At 58.9% G+C, this 16990-nt stretch carries 15 protein-coding genes; 2 read left to right on the forward strand and 13 right to left on the reverse strand.

Going from position 1 to position 16990, the window contains the following annotated elements:
- Window positions 1-101: 101 nt before the first annotated feature.
- From speB to PG871_RS04430, 8 genes are all read right to left on the reverse strand, one after another.
- Window positions 102-1070, reverse strand: coding sequence for an agmatinase (speB, locus tag PG871_RS04395; protein ID WP_270726446.1), 969 nt, complete (start codon window positions 1068-1070; stop codon window positions 102-104).
- A gap of 10 nt (window positions 1071-1080) precedes the next feature.
- On the reverse strand, window positions 1081-1962 hold the full coding sequence (locus tag PG871_RS04400) for a C40 family peptidase (protein ID WP_270726447.1): 882 nt from the start codon (window positions 1960-1962) through the stop codon (window positions 1081-1083).
- Window positions 1962-3377: a leucyl aminopeptidase family protein gene (locus tag PG871_RS04405; protein ID WP_270726452.1), complete on the reverse strand. Its 1416-nt coding sequence runs from the start codon at window positions 3375-3377 to the stop codon at window positions 1962-1964. Before PG871_RS04405 ends, PG871_RS04400 begins: the two co-directional genes overlap by 1 nt.
- A 109-nt stretch (window positions 3378-3486) precedes the next feature.
- Window positions 3487-3879 carry a hypothetical protein gene (locus tag PG871_RS04410; RefSeq protein WP_270726454.1) on the reverse strand — a complete coding sequence of 131 codons (393 nt, stop codon included), beginning with the start codon at window positions 3877-3879 and terminating at the stop codon, window positions 3487-3489.
- 815 nt (window positions 3880-4694) lie between these two features.
- Window positions 4695-6320, reverse strand: a complete 1626-nt coding sequence (locus PG871_RS04415; protein ID WP_270726456.1) for a DUF4139 domain-containing protein — start codon at window positions 6318-6320, stop codon at window positions 4695-4697.
- A 309-nt stretch (window positions 6321-6629) separates the two neighbouring features.
- A complete protein-coding gene (locus PG871_RS04420; protein WP_270726458.1) occupies window positions 6630-7562 on the reverse strand; it encodes a calcium-binding protein in 933 nt (310 codons plus the stop codon).
- Between the two features lie 142 nt (window positions 7563-7704).
- Window positions 7705-8727 carry an aspartate-semialdehyde dehydrogenase gene (locus tag PG871_RS04425; RefSeq protein ID WP_270726460.1) on the reverse strand — a complete coding sequence of 341 codons (1023 nt, stop codon included), beginning with the start codon at window positions 8725-8727 and terminating at the stop codon, window positions 7705-7707.
- A gap of 132 nt (window positions 8728-8859) precedes the next feature.
- On the reverse strand, window positions 8860-10032 hold the full coding sequence (locus tag PG871_RS04430; RefSeq protein WP_270726462.1) for an MFS transporter: 1173 nt from the start codon (window positions 10030-10032) through the stop codon (window positions 8860-8862).
- A gap of 179 nt (window positions 10033-10211) precedes the next feature.
- Between PG871_RS04430 and PG871_RS04435 the strand changes: the two genes are divergently transcribed.
- Window positions 10212-11354, forward strand: a complete 1143-nt coding sequence (locus PG871_RS04435; protein WP_270726463.1) for a DUF3095 domain-containing protein — start codon at window positions 10212-10214, stop codon at window positions 11352-11354.
- A 7-nt stretch (window positions 11355-11361) separates the two neighbouring features.
- On the opposite strand, the gene PG871_RS04440 is transcribed toward PG871_RS04435, so the two are convergent.
- The 5 genes from PG871_RS04440 to PG871_RS04460 form a co-directional block, all read right to left on the reverse strand.
- Window positions 11362-12426, reverse strand: coding sequence for a branched-chain amino acid ABC transporter permease (locus PG871_RS04440; RefSeq protein WP_270726465.1), 1065 nt, complete (start codon window positions 12424-12426; stop codon window positions 11362-11364).
- Between the two features lie 2 nt (window positions 12427-12428).
- The gene (locus PG871_RS04445; protein ID WP_270726467.1) at window positions 12429-13460 is read right to left on the reverse strand and encodes a branched-chain amino acid ABC transporter permease; all 1032 of its coding nucleotides are present in this window, start codon (window positions 13458-13460) and stop codon (window positions 12429-12431) included.
- A gap of 61 nt (window positions 13461-13521) precedes the next feature.
- The gene (locus PG871_RS04450) at window positions 13522-14244 is read right to left on the reverse strand and encodes an ABC transporter ATP-binding protein (protein WP_270726469.1); all 723 of its coding nucleotides are present in this window, start codon (window positions 14242-14244) and stop codon (window positions 13522-13524) included.
- A complete protein-coding gene (locus PG871_RS04455) occupies window positions 14237-15013 on the reverse strand; it encodes an ABC transporter ATP-binding protein (protein ID WP_270726472.1) in 777 nt (258 codons plus the stop codon). The genes PG871_RS04450 and PG871_RS04455 overlap by 8 nt, the downstream gene beginning before the upstream one ends.
- A gap of 84 nt (window positions 15014-15097) precedes the next feature.
- Complete coding sequence (locus PG871_RS04460) at window positions 15098-16270, reverse strand: substrate-binding domain-containing protein (protein WP_270726475.1); 1173 nt, start codon at window positions 16268-16270, stop codon at window positions 15098-15100.
- Between the two features lie 272 nt (window positions 16271-16542).
- Here PG871_RS04460 and hpaR point away from each other — a divergent pair, with 272 nt between their 5' ends.
- Window positions 16543-16989 carry a homoprotocatechuate degradation operon regulator HpaR gene (gene hpaR / locus PG871_RS04465; protein WP_270726478.1) on the forward strand — a complete coding sequence of 149 codons (447 nt, stop codon included), beginning with the start codon at window positions 16543-16545 and terminating at the stop codon, window positions 16987-16989.
- Window position 16990: the final 1 nt, after the last annotated feature.

Raw genomic sequence — 16990 nt, forward strand, 5'->3', positions numbered from 1 at the left:
AGAAGCGGGCAAGATCCGTGTGTTATCGGCCAGCGTTTCAGGTGGGAGCAGCCCCGTGGACATCTTTGACCCGGCAGAAAAACACTGCGTCGTGCTCGGGCTTATTGAGGGTGTGAAGCCACGTGGCGTGCCATGACACAGAGCAGTTCAAACATGATTGAGACGCCGAGAAAGGCCGTGTTGCCGGAGGCGTCAAACGGGGGCGAGACCTCGACCATGTCGGCGCCAACGATGTTGAGACCGTCCAGTTCCCGCACCACTTGCAACGCCTGAAAACTGTTGGGGCCGCCCACTTCGGGCGTGCCGGTTCCAGGGGCGAACGTTGGGTCAACAAAATCGATATCGTAGCTGACGTAGGTCGGTTTTGAGCCGACGATCTCGCGGGCTTCGGCCATCACATCGGCGATGCCACGGGTGAAAAACTCCTCGATTCGGATGACGCGAATGCCAACAGAGTCGGCAAAGTCGGTGTCCTCATCATCGTAGGTGGTGCCGCGAATCCCGATCTGAACAACACGCTTGGGATCAAGGAGGCCTTCTTCCACTGCGCGGCGGAAAGGTGTGCCGTGGGTGTACATCGTGCCGCCAAAATAGCTGTGATAGAGGTCGGTGTGGCTGTCAAAATGCACCATGCCAAGGGGCGCGCCTTTGGCCAGAGACCGCAGGATCGGCAGCGAAGTCAGATGGTCGCCGCCTGCCGTCAGAGGGGTGATGCCGCGCGCTTTGATTTGATCATAAAATGCGGTGATGCGGGCCATGCTGTCGGGAACGTCGGCAGGGTTTGGCCCCACGTCGCCGAGATCGGCACAGTTTACGAGATCAAAAGGGCGCACGCCCGTGGCGCCATTTTGAGCGCGGATCATGGTGGAGGCGTCGCGCAATTGACGGGGGCCGTGGCGCGGGCCGGGGCGGTTGGTGGTGCCGCTGTCCCAAGGGACTCCGATTAGGCCGATTTGCACATCGTCAATGCGGGTGTGGTCGAAATCCACATTGGGCAGGCGCATGAACGACGGCATGCCCGCGAAACGCGGCAGCTCCATGCCCGAGATCGGCTTGAAAAAGTCACTCATCGGATGCTCCTTAGGTCGGGCGTTTGTGAGAGGTCACGGGCCCGTCGCCCTGTTGTGCAATGCGGGCGATGGCCTGCGCGATAGGCTCGTAAGTGACGGCCATGTGGTACGCGTTGGCGTGGATTATGGTGTCGGGGTCGGTGACCATGGCGACGTGGCCTTTCCAGAACAGTAGATCGCCGCGCTGGTAGGGGCCGGTTGCGTCGAGGAAGGCGGCTTCTTGCAAGTCGCTGTCGCCGGGGCAGGGGGTTGCGCAGGCAATAAGGGCAGCTTGCACAAGGCCGGAGCAGTCGATGCCAAAGGATGAGTTGCCGCCCCAAAGGTACGGCGTGCCGATCAGACGTTCGGCCACGGCGGCGGGGTCGGATTCAGGTCGGTCGATAGGGCGTAAGTGTTGTACGGGAATGTAGCGGATCTCATAGGCGTCAGGACCTCTACCAAGTTCATCAGAAGCCCTTAGGTGAAACACTTTGTAGAAACCGTTTTCTTCAGATGACACATGCACTTTGGCACCAAACGACAAGGACCACGCGCGGCGCGTCACTTTCATATTTGGTTCCAGGTAAAGATGTGTGGAACGGGTTGCCACAGTGTGCGTTGCCGCCGGAAGGCCGGGGCCGTTAATGTCCCAAGCGGAAACCCAACCGACGTAGCCATCTTTCTCGGAGATCACGAAGGCATTGCCCTTGTGATACTCAAGAACTCTAACCGTATCTCCCGCAATCAGTTCGCGCAGAAGGTTTCGGTCGTTGATATCCGAAGTGGCGGTGAGGGGCGTGCGGCTTGCGACAACCGTTTCAATTTCGCCTTCCACAAACTCCTTCGCGTCCACTTTGCCACGCAAAGACACATGCGCCACGCGGCCGTTATACGGCGTTAGTCGCTTGTCCATCAAAGCCCCAGCATCTTTGGCAGCGCTTCCAAAATCGCCCGTGCGCCCATGCCTACGCCGCCTTTGGGGCGGGCGGGGGTGGGCGATGGGTTCCAGCCGTAGATGTCGAAATGGGTGTAGCGCTGGCCTTCGGCAAAACGGCGCAGGAAGAGCGCGGCGGTGATGGAGCCGGCAAAACCGCCTGCGGGCGCGTTGTCGAGATCGGCAATGGCGGGTTCGATCATCTTTTCATAGGGCGTCCAGAAAGGCATGCGCCAGACCGGATCGGAGATCACGGCGGCGGCGGTTTCCAGCGCGGTCACAACGGTGGTGTCGTCGGTGTAGTATGGCGAGAGGTCCGGGCCAACTGCGACGCGGGCGGCGCCTGTGAGGGTGGCCATCGAGATCATCAGATCGGGGTTGGTTTCCGAGCCAAGCGCGAGCGCGTCGGCCAGCACAAGGCGGCCTTCGGCGTCGGTGTTGTTGATTTCCACGGTCAGGCCTGCGCGTGACGTGAGCACGTCGCCGGGGCGGAAAGAGTCGGCGGACACAGAGTTTTCCACCGCCGGAATCAGGACCCGCAGGCGCAGAGGCAGGTTCAGCGCCATGATCATATGGGCGAGGCCAAGCACGGTGGCTGCGCCGCCCATGTCCTTTTTCATCAGCCCCATAGATGCGCCGGGTTTGAGATTGAGGCCGCCGGTGTCAAAACACACGCCTTTGCCCACCAGCGTCAGGGTGGGGCCGCTGTCGCCCCAAGTCATGTCTAACAGACGCGGCGCACGGTTTGGCGCGGCGGCGCGGCCTACAGCATGGATCATCGGGAAATTTTGATCCAACAATGCCTCGCCGGTGATCACGGACAGGGTTGCATCAAATTGCGACGCCAGCGTTTCGGTGGCGGCTTGCAGGTCTTGTGGGCCCATGTCGGAGGCGGGGGTGTTGATCAGGTTTCGGGTGAGCGCTTCTCCCGCGGCGATGGCTTCGACGCGCGTTGCATCAACGCCCGAGGGGCAAATCAGTCGCGCACCGTGCGCTGACTTTTTCTTATATGTGTCAAAGACATACTGAGACAGAAGCCAGCCGAGACATTCGGTTTCAAGATCCCCCCAAGGCAGGTCGGTGGCCAAGGCGTAGGATCCTGCGGGCAGGGCGCTGGCGATGGCGGCGAGAGGGAACCTGCCGCGCGCGTGTGTGTTTGCGTCGCCAAATCCGGCCACTGCCATAACGGGTGTGCCGGAGGCGTCAGGCACCAGAAGCGTTTTGCCGAGTCCGGCGTTGAAGCCGGAAGCGGAAACCCATGTGCGTACCGGGTCGGCTTGGCGGTCCAGCCAGGTTTCAAAGCCGTCCTTGTCGATGACGTGCAGCGGCAATGCGTCGGACGCATCACCGGATGCGGCCGCGAATTTCAGGGTGTCGGACTGAGAATGTGACACGGGAGGGCCTCCTGACAGGTGTTTCGCGCTGCCAGCCTATAGGCTGTGGCAGCGCCTGCAAGTCCTGTCGGAGACATCCGGATGAAGGGCGGTTTGGTCGGAGAACCAATCAGACCTGAATGGCTTTGATGTCCCATAGTGCGCGCAGAGAGGGTTCGCCAAGCCGGAGCACGCGGGCGAGTGTGGCTTGTGCGGCGACCTTGTCTTCTTGATGAAGCGCGATCCGAACATCCCGGGCTACAAACGCGAGCTTTTCCAATCCGAGCCTTTGGGAGGCGCGGGCGATCTTGCGGCAGGCCGACATCAGATCACGGTCATCATTTCTGTTGTAGGCGACCTCTGCGGCCGCCAATGCCTCTGACAAGGCGTCGATGGCCGCGATGATCAGCTGCTCGGCCTTCCGGTAGTCCATCTTGATGTAAAGACGCGTCAACTCATCTTCGTTTACGAGGGCTGCTTCGCTAAGATGCAGCCGCGAGACTTGTGCCATATTCTCACCCATTGTGTAGTCGCCCCTGAATCACCCAAGAACATTCTGAGGGAAGAACCTTCTCAAAACGTTTCCGGCTTTCTCGCATTTTTGTCGAATTGGGGGGATATCCGCTCAAACGATGTAGGGAGGCCGGAAATGGGTTGAGGTTTGGACTGAAAATAGAGCGAATTTGGTGAAAATACCTTTAAAAACAACACCCCGAGCACGGGGTGCACGGGGTGTCTGAACCTTCGGAGAGAGACGGGTGGTGAGGGAAAGGGAGTGACTCTCAGGCGAAGATATTGGAGGTGTTGCGGTTGCTGGACATAAGGGCGCGAAGGCGACGTTCACGGGCTTTGTCTGCGAGAGAACCGGTACCGGGTGTTGCGATTGTCATGATGTCTTCCTTGTAAATCCGCTTAGGCATTTTGAACTTCCCTATCTTGTTTTTGGCCGGTGTGTGGAGGGGCCGATGTGTGTGTTGTTGAGATTAAGGTGCTGCCGAAATGCGGCTGAAATGGCGCGAATTGTGTCAAATTGACGGTAAATTTGGCTAAAATTGGAAACACAGCATTCGAGCCCGGGCAACGATTGTTGCCGGGTTGACCCCCTCAAAACTGTCCCGCAGGGCCTCCAAACACCAGCAAAACAAGGCTTGCTGTACGTGTGGAGGCGGCTGCCCCTCAAAGTCCGGTCCCTAATCCGGATGGGCGGCGCGTTTTGGACGTTGTTGGCCCAATTGCGCTACTTGATGATTTTCTAGTGCTGATTTGGGTCCCGATTGGGGCGCGAGTCGGGCGATTTGGAGAATCGCCCGACTATTTTTGGACAGGAGCGGGAGCTGCTCAGCGCAAAACTTTGTCCAAAGGCCACTGAATTTTGTGCGACAGGGTCACATCAAAGGTCTCACCCGCGCCCAGAGCGTGGTGCCACAGCAGGATGCCGCGCTGGTCTTTGTATTGTGTGTTCGTCGGAGCTGGATCGGATTGGTGTGAGATCACGAGGTCCTCCTGCTCGGAAAAGGGCACGCGACCGACAAGGCGCAGGTCCCAAGTCTGGTCTGTCAGATTCTTGGCTGTCAGCACGCGGATTTCGGTCTGTTCATTGCGCGAGGTCAGCACGCCAGTGTCGCCGGTCAACCTTTCGGTAATTGTGTCGGTCAACAGGAGGCCGGGGATAGCACCGAAGGACAGTTCGGTTGTGTCGCCCGCCGCCACGAGAGGCAGCCCGGCTTGGGTAACAAAGGTGCCGTTGAGGTAAAAGTCGGCCTCGCCATTGAGGATGAGTTCATCAAAGGTGTTGGTGATTTCGGCCATGACAAAGGCAGTTTCGTCCCGCATCGGGTTGGCAAGGGCGTAGACCTCGGGGGTTAGGCTGAGAGTGTCCAACGCAAGACGCAGGGCTTCGGAACCGGACTTGATGGAGACCGGGGACGGATAGACATAAGTGGCGTTGATGCCGTCACCAAAGGTCGATGTTGCTGCCACCTCGGAAATGATGGGTTCCGCCATTGGGGGGTGAGCATCTTCACTCATTGCCAGGCGACCCAGTTGCATTTTCTGCACCGGTTGGGAAACCTCGATACGGCGGCGCCACGGGGCGAGGCTTGACGGGAAGGCCTGGGCATCCGGGCGGCTGGTAGAAAGGGTCACATCAACGTCGATCCAATCCTCGCCTGTGTCCTGCATGACAAAAACATTGCGATGAATGCGCAGCGAAGGGGTATCTCCGGTTGCGAGATGCACGTCGTAGACGGGCTGCCATGAGGCGTCCCAATCTGTGCGGTGCGTGAGGGTCACGCTACCTTCAATGGGCTGTTCGGAGGTGATCTGTGCCACCAGCATGGACTTTTTGCCCTCTGGTGGGGTGAGCGCCTCTTCGGTGGCGCGGGCCTCAGCCAGGGCCTTGGCAAGCTCCTCAAGGGATGTGTCAAACTGGCGGGCTGTGCGTTCGGCCGCGGCGGCTTCCTGACGGGCCTTGAGCGTTTCCTGACCAATAACGGCCAACGTTTGCGTCAGAGCCTCGGGCGTGGTTGTGTCCTGTGGGCTTTGCAGACGCGAGAGGTAGCTGAGACGGGCGATGGCGGCGTCGGCCTGCATCAAGATATCTGATTGTTGGTCTCTGGTCGTTTGGATTTCGGCCTCGATCCGTTTTACTTCGGCCTTGGCGGCGGCGAGCGTTGCGCCGTCGGCCCGTGGTGCTGGCGGCACTTTGGCGTGACGCACAGTGACGGCGCCAAGCTGCGCACCGTCTATGGAGACGCGAACTGTGGTTGGGTCGATGGACTCGGGCAGATTGGTGATCAGGATTTCATGGTTGCCAGCAGGAGCGGAGAGCGGGGCGTTGCGGGTCAGGGTCGCGCCGTTGCTGTAGAGCGTGGCGGCGGTCACCGGTGCGGTGATCGCAATGGTGTCGGCCCAGAGAGGTGCCGCGAGAATTGTGAATGCGGTGGCGAGGATGTGTTTGGACATAAGACGGCCTTTCAGAACGGGTTAATCATAGGGAGCACGTCGCAGCGAGGGCTGGCAAGTGGGGGCAACCTGAACGGATGTGGGTGGGCGGAGGTGCGCTTGTTCGCGCGAGGACGCAGAGCATCGCGCAGGTCGCAGGTGGTCTGGCAGGTGACCGCAACGGTCAGACGCCGGCCAAGCGGGCGGTGGCGGAAAAATGACCAGTCATGGCATAGGTCAAGGTCTTGTCGGTTTGAATCTGGCTGATCGAACAGAAACGGGCGGCGCAAGGCAGCGCCGCCCGTAACGTCGTTTTGGGCTGGATGTCGTCTAGACGGCCATTGGATCCAGAATTTGAATGTCGTCCATTGTGAAGGGCACATCGCTGTAGATGGTGATCGTCGAAACCGCCGCTGCAGCGTTTTCGGTGGCGGCCAAGTGGAAGGTCAGCGTCGTCTCATACTCTCCCCAGACCGCGGTAGAGCCGGATGCTTGTTCGAAATCCACTGTGATTTCACGGTCCAAGAAAGTGGCATAGCGTTCGATATCGATCACCAGCGAATCCTCGGCGGGGTCAAAGTCCTGCACGACACCTGCGTTGATGGACACTTCGCCGTCGCCATCCACATCGGTGTCCTGGTCGACCACTTCGAGCGTCAGGTTGAACGTGTCACTGCCTTCGCCGCCTTGCAGCCCAAAGCCGCCGAATTCCGGCCGGTCGTCGCCGATCGACGTGCGCACGTTAAAGACGTCGTCGCCTTCCCCGCCTTCTACATTGATAACGTTGTCGCCCACATGATTTGAGGCGTCGATGTTGATTTCATCGTTGCCTTCCCCGCCCAAAACTTCGGAGGCAAACCCGTTCGCGGTGAGCACGTCGTCGCCGGCACCGCCTTCGAGACGGTAGGAACCGCCTGTTCCGTCCAGTGTGTCGTTGCCTTCGCCGCCGAACATGTTGGAAAAGTCGGTCAGCATGTCATCGCCTTCCCCGCCGTAGACAGAGGTTGGTCCGTTAGACAAGGTTGGCGCAATTGCGACATCATCACCCCCCAGAAGCTCGACAACGGAGGGTTCAAGCGCGGGGTCGTGTTCTCCGACAAGTGTATCGTCGCCCTCTGTGCCCAAAAGCGTGTCGGTGCCGTCATATGTCAGCTCTTCGACCGCTTCCTCGTCAGGCGCGGCAACAGCGTCATCGTCGTCTACGACCGAATATAGCATGGCGCCCCCCAAGGCACCGAGCAAAATCAAACCAAGCGTCATCATTGAATTACGTCCCTAAAATACTACCTATTCGTGTTTATTATTCTCCTTATAGGGGAATAAACTAGGAGAATTCTAGGTAATTTGGAGGCGTAAAAAAAAGCGCCCAACAGAGGGCGCCTTTTGAATTGGGTTTAAAGTGGCCTTAGCCCTTTTTCAGGACTTCGCGACCCAGCGTTTCTGCGATCTGCACTGCGTTCAGCGCCGCGCCTTTGCGCAGGTTGTCAGACACGCACCAGAGGTTCAGGCCGTTGTCGAGCGTGCTGTCCTGACGGACGCGCGAGATAAACGTGGCAAAGTCGCCAACGCATTCTTTGGGGGTGACGTAGCCACCGTCTTCGCGTTTGTCGATCACCATGATGCCTGGCGACTGGCGCAGGATATCGCGTGCTTCGTCTTCATCCAGAAAGTCTTCGAACTCGATGTTGATCGCCTCGGAGTGGCCCACAAACACAGGCACGCGCACGCAAGTTGCGGTGACTTTGATCTTGGGGTCGATGATCTTTTTGGTTTCCGCGACCATCTTCCACTCTTCTTTGGTGGAGCCGTCTTCCATGAAGACGTCGATGTGCGGGATCACGTTGAAGGCGATCTCTTTGGGGTAAGTTTTTGGCGGCACGTCGTTGACGGGATTGTAGACCGCTTTGGTCTGATCCCACAGCTCGTCCATACCGGATTTGCCCGAGCCTGATACCGACTGATAGGTCGACACAACAACGCGCTTGATGGTGGCGCGGTCGTGCAGAGGCTTGAGCGCCACAACCATCTGCGCTGTCGAGCAGTTGGGGTTGGCGATGATGTTTTTCTTGGAATAGCCGTGGATTTCATCGGCGTTGCATTCCGGCACGATCAAAGGCACGTCGGGGTCGTAGCGGTAGAGCGAGCTGTTGTCGATGACGACACAGTTTGCCGCCGCCGCGAGAGGCGCGTATTTCTTGGTCGCGTCCGAGCCGATGGCAAACAGCGCAATGTCCCAGCCGGAGAAATCGAATTGCTCGATGTCCTGCGTTTTCAGGGTTTTGTCGCCAAAGCTTACTTCCGTACCAAGGGAACGGCGGCTGGCCAGAACGGCAAGCTCATCCACTGGGAACTGGCGTTCCTCCAGAATGTTCAGCATTTCGCGGCCCACGTTGCCCGTGGCGCCAGCGACGACGATGCGATAACCCATCTCAGGTCTCCATTACTAACGACGCGCCCTCTTAGCCCTGTTTGGCCAAAGAAAAAAGGGGGCGCACGCGCTTAATTGCTGAAGCGCCGCATTCCGGTTTGCGATGCATGCGTTTGGCAGGCGGATTTTGGATCAATCCATCCGGTCTTGGGAGAAGCAATAGATCAACGCACCTATCAGGATAAGGGCAGCCATGATGCCAAAGAGGGTCTGGTAGGCCAGCAGGGAATCGGTTGGGGCAATGGCGTTGTGCAGTTTGCCCGAGCCGAATTGCATCACACCGACACCGCCGATCCCAAAGAGGTTCATCAGCGTCACGCCGCGCCCCGTAAGATGTTCGGGAAAGAAGCTGCGGGCATGGGCGATCAGCACGGGGAAGGCGGCCCCGCAAAACCCGACCACCGACATCATCAGGATTGACTGTATGGAGCCGGTGTCGGTGAAAACTGTGAGACAGGCCAATGCGCCTGCGCCGGTGAGGCTGCCGGTGATGATAACCCATTTGCGGGTGCCAAAGATGCGGTCGGCGGGTCCGTAGCAGAACGTGCCGAGGATCATCGCGACGCCCATCACCAACGTGGCCTGACCGATTTGGCCGGTGTCGAGGGCGAAGGTGTCCGAAAGATAAGGGCCGATCCACAGTCCACGGATACCTGCGGCGGGCATGTAGTTCACGAACATCAACGGGAACAGGAACCAGAGCGCGGGGATTTTGAGCAGATCAAACACGGAGCCTTGCTCGGAGCTTTCGGCCTTGGGCGGGTCTAGTACCTTGGCCCAAAGGCCCAGCGCGATGACGCTGCTAGTCGCGGCCAATACCCAAAGCGTGGCGCGCCAGCCGATGGTTTCGGCGGCCCAAGCGGTTGGATATGCTGCGATCAGATTGCCGACGGAGCCAACGCCGAGCATAAGCGCAGCAAGCGTTGCAAAACGGGCAGGGGGATAGGTGCGGGCAAAGATAAAGTAGCTCGCCATCAACACAGGCGCGCAGCCGACACCGAGCAAGGCCATCGCAATCACCACATGAATAGGCGCGGTGGCCATCGCGAAGAGCGCGGCCCCTCCGCCTCCGCCGACCAACAGAAGTACCGCTGCCGTGCGACGTGGGCCGATGCTGTCAAGCGCCGCACCGACGGGGATTTGCATGGCGGCGAACACCAGAAACCAAAGACCCGAAGCAAAAGCCAGATCCGCAGGCGTCGCGCCGATGTCGGTTTCGAGCACCTGTGTGAGGACCGCCAAGAAGGCCCGGAAAAACTGGCTGAGCACGTAAGCTAGGCACAGCAGGATCAGATCGTTGCGCATGTGGTGTATGTCCCCCCGAGGCGCGACTTGACCGGAACAGATCGGGAAAGGCAAGAGGCACATGTGCGCCTATGCTCACGCATCTGTGCAGGGATGTGTAAACACCAAACCTTGTTGCCCTACGTATAGGTCCCATCTGGATTTTCAGGGAGGGGTTCCAAACAGGGAGCTCTAGGATCATGTATATAGAACAATCAACGCAGGCGTTTTATGCGAACCTGCCACGTACGGACAGTTTTGACAGTCTAAGCGATCCCAAGCGGTATGTGCCGCTGCCGGATGACTGGATTGTTGGCGTTGCGGATATTGTCGGGTCAACGCACGAGATCGAACGCGGACGCTACAAGATTGTGAATATGGTGGGAGCTGCCGTGATTTCAGCGCAGCTTAACGCCGCCGATATGGCCGCCTTGCCCTATGTTTTTGGCGGCGACGGCGCCGGGTTTGCGGTTTGGCCGACGCAACGCGCGGCCGCTGAGAGGGCACTGGATTCGGTGCGGCGCTGGGCGCGGGCGGAATACGGTATCGAGCTTCGGGTGGCGACAGTCAGTGTGGCCGAAATTCGCGACGCAGGTCGCGATGTGCGTGTGGCGCGGTATGCACCGGGTGAGGGTGTCGATTATGCGATGTTCTCTGGTGGTGGGCTGGCTTGGGCCGAGCGTCAGATGAAGTCCAACGTTTTGCGTCTGGACGAGCGTAACGCACCCAGCAAAGCGCCCGATTTAAGCGGGCTGAGTTGCAGATGGTCCAATGTGAAATCCGAACGCGGCGCCATATTGTCCATCGTTCTGAAGCCACGCGATGGGGTGTCGGAAGAGGCCTTTGCCAAAGTCGCCAAGAGCGTCATCGAGGCGAGTGCAGTTGATCCGCGCGGGATGCATCCCGTGCCACGACAGGGACCAGACGCGCATTTCCCGCCGCCCGGTATGACAATCGAAGCGCGTGTGAGCCAAAGCGGGCCGTTTGTGGCGCGTCTGGCGAAGCTGGCGATGAGCAACGCTTTGATTTGGGTTCTGATGCGGTCTGGACGTAAGATCGGGAACTTTGACCCAATGTCTTATCGTGCCGAAGTGGCGACCAATGCGGATTTTCGCAAGTTTGACGACGGTCTGAAGATGACGCTGGATTGTGATGCTGTAACGCAGGCGAAGATCGAAGGCATTTTGCGCAAAGCCAAGGCGGAGGGTTTGGTGCGTTATGGTCTGCACGCGCAATCGGAGGCGATGATGACTTGTCTGGTGCCGTCAGCGACCGAGTCAAACCACATGCATTTTGTGGATGGCGCGGCCGGTGGGTATGCCCAAGCGGCCACGCGTCTTTGATACCGCGCTAGGTGGATTTGGTCTGTCGCAGGCGACCGACGATACCGGTCGGGAAGAAATAGACAGACAGGATAAAGAGCACACCCAACCACAGCAGCCAGCGGTCCGCGTTGAGCAGTTCTGGCAGGATTGGCAAGGCGGAGACCGCTCCGCCGGCCACGTCCATAAGGCCTTGCAGATAGTTTTGTGCCAATACGAACAGGGTCGCGCCAATCACTGCGCCATACATCGTGCCCATGCCACCGATCACCACCATTAAAAGAATGTCGATCATGATTTCCATCGACAGCGTGGTGTCCGGCCCGACATAGCGCAGCCAGATCGCATAGAGCGCACCGGCCAGGGCTGCGATGGCGGCCGAAATACAGGTGGCGGCGACGCGGTAGTGCACCACGCGATAGCCAATTGCCTCGGCGCGGAAGTCGTTCTCGCGGATTGCCAGCAACACGCGCCCAAATGGCGAATGCACGATGCGCAACATCAAGAGGAACAGGACCAGACAGGAGCCGAAAACGAGGTAGTATTTCAGCAGCTTGCCGTTGGCTTTGACGCCGAGAATTTCGCCGTCTGCAAACTTGAAAGCCGGGCCCAAGGCGCGGGGGATCTTGAACGACAAGCCGTCTTCGCCACCCGTCAGACCTGAGAGTTGGCTGACCAGAACGGCCACAGCTGAGGCCACTGCAAGCGTAATCATCGCAAAGAAGATCGCGCGGACGCGCAGGGAAAACAGCCCAATGGCAAGTGCCAATAGGGCTGCGAGGCCTGCACCCGCAAGCGCGCCTACTATCAGCGCATCAAAGCCCCGCCCCATGTGGGTGGAGGCCAGCGCCACGCCGTAGGCGCCCAGTCCGAAGAACATGGTGTGCGCGAAGCTGACAATGCCGCCAAACCCCAGAAGCAAGTCGTAGCTGGCGACCAGAACGATGAACACACAAATGCGGGCTGCCGTGTCGACAGAGCGCACGCCCGGAAACAGGAACGGCGCGAAGGCAAGACAGAACAGGATGGCGATCAGGACGACGGCCAGCACCTTGGAACGGGGCATGTCGCCCGAGAGAAGTTTGGTCAGCATAGCTATTTCGCCTTTACCACGGGGATCATGCCCATCGGGCGCCACATCAGGATCGCGACCATCAGGCCAATGTTAGAAATCAAGGCGACCTTGGGTTCAAGGAATGCCACATAATTCTGCATCAGCCCGACAAGCAGCGCGCCGATGAAGCAGCCTTCGACCGAGCCAAGCCCGCCAATGATCACCACGATGAAGACAAGGATCATGGTCTGGTTGCCCATGTGGGCGGTGATGACTTCTTGATAGAGACCCCAGAGAACGCCACCCAAACCCGCCAGTGCAGATCCGGCGATGAACACGCCGACAAACACCAGCCGAAGACGATAGCCCAGCGCTTCGACCATCTCGCCGTTTTCAACACCTGCACGCACGATCAACCCGATCTTGGTGCCGCGCAGCACAAAGCGCATGCCGGTAAAAACCACGATGCCAACTGCAACGGCCACAAGGCGGTATTTTTCGAGCGCGGCACCGGCGAAAGTGATTGCGCCTTTCAGCGCTTCGGGGCGGGTAATGTAGATTTCCTCGGGTCCCCACAGCACAATGATGAGCTGCTCTACCACGATCAACCCACCCATGGTGACAAGGATTTGTTTGAGGTGGTGGCCATACACAGGCTTGACGATGACCTTTTCAAAGGCCCATCCCATCAGGCCCGTGGCGGCCATAGCACCTACGATGGCAACCATGAGCGCCGTGAGGTTCAGCATCAGCGAGCTGGCGCCGGTCATATGTTCGAGCATCAGCAGAAAGCTTACGCCGACAAATGCGCCAACGGACACAAACGCGCCGTGGCCGAAGTTGATGACGTCCATCAGGCCAAACACGAGGGTCAAGCCGGAAGCCATGATGAAAATCATCATGCCCATCGCGAGGCCAGACACCGTCAACGTTAGCCAGCTGGATGTCGCGGGAATGGCAATAAAGCCAAGCAGCATCAAGCCAACAACAAGTAAGATTGGCGCATGTGGGGCGAGGCGCTCGCCAAAGGACATGCGCGCCATTGTGGGGGTGTGATCCGGTGCGGCACTCATGGGTGGCTCCTCGGCTTATTTGTTCCAAAACTACCTAAGTCGGTCGGTGTCAGCGGGCGCATCATTCGCTCTCCACGCTCAGGCCCATCAGCTGTTCTTGCAGGGCGGCGTCGGTCGCCAGTTCAGACATTTGTCCGGACCAGATCATGCGGCCGTCGTCCATCACGTTGGCTGTGTCGCCCAGCGCTTTGGCCACGGCAAAATTCTGCTCCACCAAAAGGATCGATGCGCCTTGGGTTTTGAGTTCTTTCACGGCCCGCGCCATTGTGGTGATGATGGCCGGCGCCAGACCTTTGGTTGGCTCGTCAATTAGGTAGAGCTGACGCTCCTCGATCATGGCGCGTGCGATGGACAGCATCTGCTTTTGCCCGCCCGAAAGCGTGCCGGCATCTTTTTTCCAAAACGTCTCGAGTGCTGGAAAGACAGTGAAAAGCCATTGCAGGCGGGCCTGATCAATCGGGCCGCCGACAGCCGCGAGGATCATGTTTTCCTCAACTGTCAGATCGGCAAAGATGCCCATGTCTTCGGGCACAAAGCCGATGCCCAGCCGCGCGATGGCCGGGGTTGGCAGTTTGGTGATGTCTTGCCCGTCAAACAGGATCGCGCCTTTGTGGGCGCGCCAATGGCCGATAATGGAGCGTAGGGTTGTTGTTTTGCCAACACCATTGCGGCCCAGAAGCATGGTGACTTGGCCACGCGGAACCTCAAGGTTGACGCCTTGCAGGATGTGGTATTGCGCGATGTTGGTATAGACGCCGTCGAGTTTCAGGATGGGATCAGACATTGGCCAGCGCTCCTTCGAGGTCGCGGCCCATATAGGCCTCTTGCACCACATCCGATGCCATCACTTCGGCGGGTGCGCCGTCTGCGGCCAGTGCACCGTTGTGCAGCACGATGATGCGGTCAGCTAGCGTGCGGATCACGTCCATCTTGTGCTCCACCAAAAGGATCGAGCGATCTTTGCGGTGTTTCAGATCGGCAATCAGATCAAGCACCACGGGTGCTTCGTCCACCGACATGCCAGCGGTGGGTTCGTCAAACATATAGACCAGCGGATCGAGCGCGATCAGGAGCGCGACTTCGAGTTTGCGCTGATCGCCGTGCGACAATTCCGAGACGATCTGAAGCGCTTGGTCTCGCAAGCGGACCCGCTCTACGATTTCCATCGCGGGGGTCGTCAGGTCGTCGTGTGTGGAAGCCATCGAGAACATATTGAAGCCGCGGCCAGCCTTGGATTGGATCACAAGGCGCACGTTTTCCAGCACGTTCAGATTTGGAAACAGGTTGGTCAGCTGAAAGGCACGGCCAATCCCTAGGTGGGTGCGCTGTGCGACGGACATACGCGAGATGTCATGGCCGTTGAGCATGACGCGGCCTTCGCTGGCGGGGATCTGGCCGGAAATCAGGTTGAAATAAGTGGTCTTGCCTGCGCCGTTGGGGCCAACGATCGCGGTCAATTCACCGGCGTTGAAGCTGCAGGATATGTGATCGACCGCCACGTGGCCGCCAAAGCGCACGGTCAGGTCGGTGGTCTCAAGGATGTTGTGTGACATGGGTCATCTCTCCGGAGACTGCTCCGGTGGGAAAGGAAAGCCCGGCGACAGCAGGTGCCGCCGGGCTGGAATTTTTAGAGGGTATTAGTTGCGGACCGGGATCGGAAGATCGTCGATGCCAAGCTCGCGCACCAGTTCAGGGATCGCCCATTCCACATCGTCATCCACACGGATTTTGAAGTGATACATCGGCTGCATCGCCTGATGGTCCTCGGCGCGGAATTTCATGGTGCCTTTGGGTGTTTCCCACTCCATGCCTTCCATGGCCGAGATCAGATCCTCGGTGTCGGTGCCGCCGGCCTTTTTGATGGCCTCGACAACCGCGATACCTGCGGACATGCCACCTGCGGTGAAGAAATCAGGGGGTGTGCCGAAACGATCCTGGTGGGTGGCAACAAGCCAGTCGTTCACGTCATTTTTTGGAATGTCGTAGTAGTAGTACGTCGCGCCTTCGAGACCGGGGAAGTCCTTGTAGGCCTTCAAGGCAGCGAGGATGTTGCCGCCTGTGGCAATCTCAACACCAAAGCGGGATGGGTCCATCGCCTGAATTTTGCTCATCGGGTTGCCGCCGCCGGCCCAGATGATGAAGAGCTTCTTGTCGCCTTCGAGGTCTTTCATGGCCGTAAAGATGCGCTCTGCGGCGGCCGTGAAGTCGGTGGTGTCTGTGGGCGCATATTCTTCGTGCGCAATCGCTTGGCCCTGACCTTCAAGAGCCTCGCGGAAGGCGGCGATGCCGTCGCGGCCAAAGGCGTAATCTTGCGCCAGTGTCGCGATGTGCACGTTTTCACCGGCCAGCGCGATGGCGTTGGCGACGGCGTCTTGCGAGCTGTTGCGCGAGGTGCGGAAGATGTAGCGGTTGTAGTTGGCGCCGGTGATGCTGTCGGCCACGGCGGGCTCAACGATCAAAAGCTTTTCGTATTCTTCAGCAACCGGCAACATCGCCAGCGCCACGCCGGAGCTGACAGGGCCGACTGCGAGGTCAACTTCGTCATCGCCATAGGCTTCTTCCAGAAGCGCTTTGCCGATGTCGGGCTTGAGCTGTGAGTCTTTTTCAATCACGACGATTTTCTCGCCATTGATTTCCATGGTGCCGCCGGTGGCATACTCCAGCCCCAGCATCAGCCCGTCGTGGGACTGTTTGGCGTAGGCCTCAAACGGGCCGGTTTTTCCATAAACATGCGCGATCTTGATATCGGCGAAAGCTGTGGTGGTGGTCAGTGCCAATGCCGACACTGCGCCCGTGATGAGCCATTTCATAATGCGTTGTCCTCCCTGAACTCACGCCCGACCTGGAGGCCGGGGCGATTGTGGACATGGTAGGAGGCAGGGGCAAATATGGTCAATTCGGGGAAACTACGTAGGTAATTTTGCGCAGGTTTCGGCCGCTGGAGCCGCGTGCCATCGGTGTCGGTCGATTGATATCCGGCCGAGGCACTATGGGAGGTTTTTGGGTCGCGGGATTTGGCGCAAAGCCTGACGTGACAAGACGCACAATTGCGTTTTGCAGCTTGGACGTGCATGTAGGGCGCATGTCGAGACACAGCGAAATTCCAGCCACCTCACAATCCCTGTCGATTGCCCTTTTGCGCGCGCGCGAAAAGGTGATGGGGCCGGTGCGTAAGATGCTGGCAGACGTGGGAGTGACCGAGCAGCAATGGCGCGTGTTGCGTGTGTTGGTAGAAGACGGTCCACTTGATCCAACCACGATTGCCGAACGTGCGGTGCTGTTGCTGCCAAGTTTGACACGCATCCTGCAAAAGCTTGAGGACAAAGAGCTTGTCACGCGGGGACGGGATCAGTTTGACGGCCGGCGGCATGTCATCACATTGACCGAGGCCGGTGAGGCCATCATTGCGGCAAATATTCCAGAAGCCTTGCGGCTGGCCGAGGTGCAGCGCGACCGGTTGGGGGCTGAGAAATACGACCAGCTGTTGGCATTGTTGAACGATCTGAACGCGGACGGCGGAGAAAGCTGAC

It is taken from the genome of Shimia sp. Alg240-R146 (assembly GCF_947331465.1).
In the GTDB taxonomy this organism is placed as follows: Bacteria; Pseudomonadota; Alphaproteobacteria; order Rhodobacterales; family Rhodobacteraceae; genus Shimia.